The following is a 1,904-nucleotide window of genomic DNA, read 5'->3' as shown; positions in this document are numbered from 1 at the left end:
AATTGTCAATAGTCACAGTATCAATTAAACTGGATCCATCTGAATCCGGTAATTCCGCGTCCAGGCTGATCGGCTGTATTCTATTGTTGCGTTTTTTAAGTTCATTGCCGATTGCGGACCACATTGCCCGATATGCAATTGTACTAAAGCTTAAACGGCGCAGTTCCGGTCTGTTGAACCAGTTCTTTACGGAAAGCAAATATCGAAATACTACAACGTCATACCAATCATCAACCGGATAGCCTTTTTTGCGCAGAAAATCTTCAATCATATGGCAATGATCTGCAGCAAACTCCTGCTCTTGCTCTGTAAGGGGTGTGTACTGTGTTCTTGCATTCATAATACCCTCCTACTATTAGAATTCTGGTCTTGGCTGTCTGCTTCGGCGTGGTCTCGGCTCTTGCTCTACATCCTCTACATCAAGTAACTTTTTAAGTTCATTCTCTGCATCTGTCATACGACTATTTAATACCGATGTGAATAACTGCGCAATCAGCTCCTTTTGTCCCGGATCTAAGCAACAGTCTTTTAAATAGGAGATGGAACTTAAACCATCCGGTGACTTAATACTTAATGCATCAACTCCGTAACGCTTTAGATCACTTAGGATATTTTGACAGTTATCTATTGCCTCCCTTTGAATCTCTATATCTTCAACTCTTTTTACTGCCAGCTCTAAAATTTTTTTACTCATTGACTGTCCTCCTGTAACCCCTTATAATAGAGGGTGATTAATATTTTTTTTAGTTACTTGAATCCTTAGAAGTTGCTGCTTCTTGGGATTCTTTTATTTCCTTAACATCTTCTATCCATATCATTGTTATCACCTCTTTTTCTTTATGAAGCTTCCCATAAACCCATCTGTGAATTAACTGCTTTAACTTGTTCTGATAAAATCAGAGGAAGTCGCTAAAAGGTTCCGCACCTTCTAATTCATCCTTGCATCTGCATACAGCTAAAAGATAATGCTTCTTTGTTGGTTTGTAGCTGATTAACTTTTTCCCATCTAAAACATGAAAATTATACATTTAGTTCTCCCTTCTTACTGCACTTTAAATGTAAATTCGTGACTACTGCGTTCTCCTTTTTAAACAACTTGCTTGTTGGCATCTTCTGTATCACAATTTGGCTCTCCTACATACGGGTTTCTTTCAAAGAATCGAATCATCGCTTCTGTGCATTTATCAGGACTGCCTGATTTGAAAGTTACTATAACTTCGATCTTTTGTTTTTTTCTCATACCTCCATATCCCCCTTCTTATCCAGCTTGTTTATCTTGTAATCTTTCCATTGCCCAAATTGTATTAACACTTTGTTTTGCAAGTAACAAGCTTTCCTTATTAAGTTGCGTCAGCATTTTTATGGTTTCTCTGATGTCTTTTTTTTCCTGGTCATTCATATCTATTCCTCCTTTCTTTGTTGCTATGCGATAATTATATATCTCTAAGATTAATTTGTCAATAGTTTTTTATACATTTTTGTTGCAAAGCGATATTTTATATGATATTATATATGCATGGAGGTGATAAAATTGAATGACGGCGAAAGACTTAAACTTCTTCGAAAAGAAATCGGAATGAAGCAAGGAGATTTTGCAAAGGAAATATCTACTACACAAGGCCATATATCAGATATAGAAAATGGTAGAAAAAACTTATCGGACAGAACTGCTAAATTAATATGTTTAAAATCCTGGAATGGAAAACTTGTAAATGAGGATTGGTTAGTAAGAGGAACTGGAGAGATGTTCCTTCAATTAGAAGAAACAGACGAATTGGCATCTATTGTATCTGATCTCTTAGAAGAACCAGACAATGAATTATTCATTATAATACAGGAGGTCATGCATACATACAGAGAATTAAAGCCTGAATCAAAAGATTTGTTCAAAGATATATGCAAAA

At 35.9% G+C, this 1,904-nt stretch carries 4 protein-coding genes and 1 pseudogene; 1 reads left to right on the top strand and 4 read right to left on the bottom strand.

The annotated features are described in order from the left end of the window. The 4 genes and pseudogenes from RHS_RS32360 to RHS_RS32350 form a co-directional block, all read right to left on the bottom strand. Positions 1 to 340, bottom strand: a pseudogene (locus tag RHS_RS32360) (hypothetical protein); the annotation flags it as partial. A 15-nt stretch (positions 341 to 355) separates the two neighbouring features. Then, positions 356 to 694 (bottom strand): hypothetical protein, encoded by a 339-nt coding sequence (locus tag RHS_RS29125; RefSeq protein WP_047835183.1) that lies wholly within the window; start codon positions 692 to 694, stop codon positions 356 to 358. Positions 695 to 1,087: 393 nt separating this feature from the next. Beyond that, positions 1,088 to 1,240 carry a hypothetical protein gene (locus tag RHS_RS32355; protein WP_395023658.1) on the bottom strand — a complete coding sequence of 51 codons (153 nt, stop codon included), beginning with the start codon at positions 1,238 to 1,240 and terminating at the stop codon, positions 1,088 to 1,090. A gap of 18 nt (positions 1,241 to 1,258) precedes the next feature. Continuing rightward, entirely contained in the window at positions 1,259 to 1,399 is a 141-nt protein-coding gene (locus tag RHS_RS32350; RefSeq protein ID WP_395023657.1) for a hypothetical protein, read from the bottom strand. A 132-nt stretch (positions 1,400 to 1,531) separates the two neighbouring features. Here RHS_RS32350 and RHS_RS29120 point away from each other — a divergent pair. Further along, a partial coding sequence (locus RHS_RS29120; protein ID WP_395023656.1) for a helix-turn-helix transcriptional regulator occupies positions 1,532 to 1,904 on the top strand: 373 nt, incomplete at its 3' end.

Source organism: Robinsoniella sp. RHS (genome assembly GCF_001029355.1).
In the GTDB taxonomy this organism is placed as follows: Bacteria; Bacillota; Clostridia; order Lachnospirales; family Lachnospiraceae; genus Robinsoniella; species Robinsoniella peoriensis.
This window is presented reverse-complemented; position numbering and strand designations above follow the sequence as displayed.

Coding starts and splice junctions, on each gene's coding strand:
- RHS_RS29125 (WP_047835183.1), bottom strand. CDS start 694: ATGAGTAAAAAAATTTTAGAGCTGGCAGTAAAAAGAGTTGAAGATATA.
- RHS_RS32355 (WP_395023658.1), bottom strand. CDS start 1,240: ATGAGAAAAAAACAAAAGATCGAAGTTATAGTAACTTTCAAATCAGGC.
- RHS_RS32350 (WP_395023657.1), bottom strand. CDS start 1,399: ATGAATGACCAGGAAAAAAAAGACATCAGAGAAACCATAAAAATGCTG.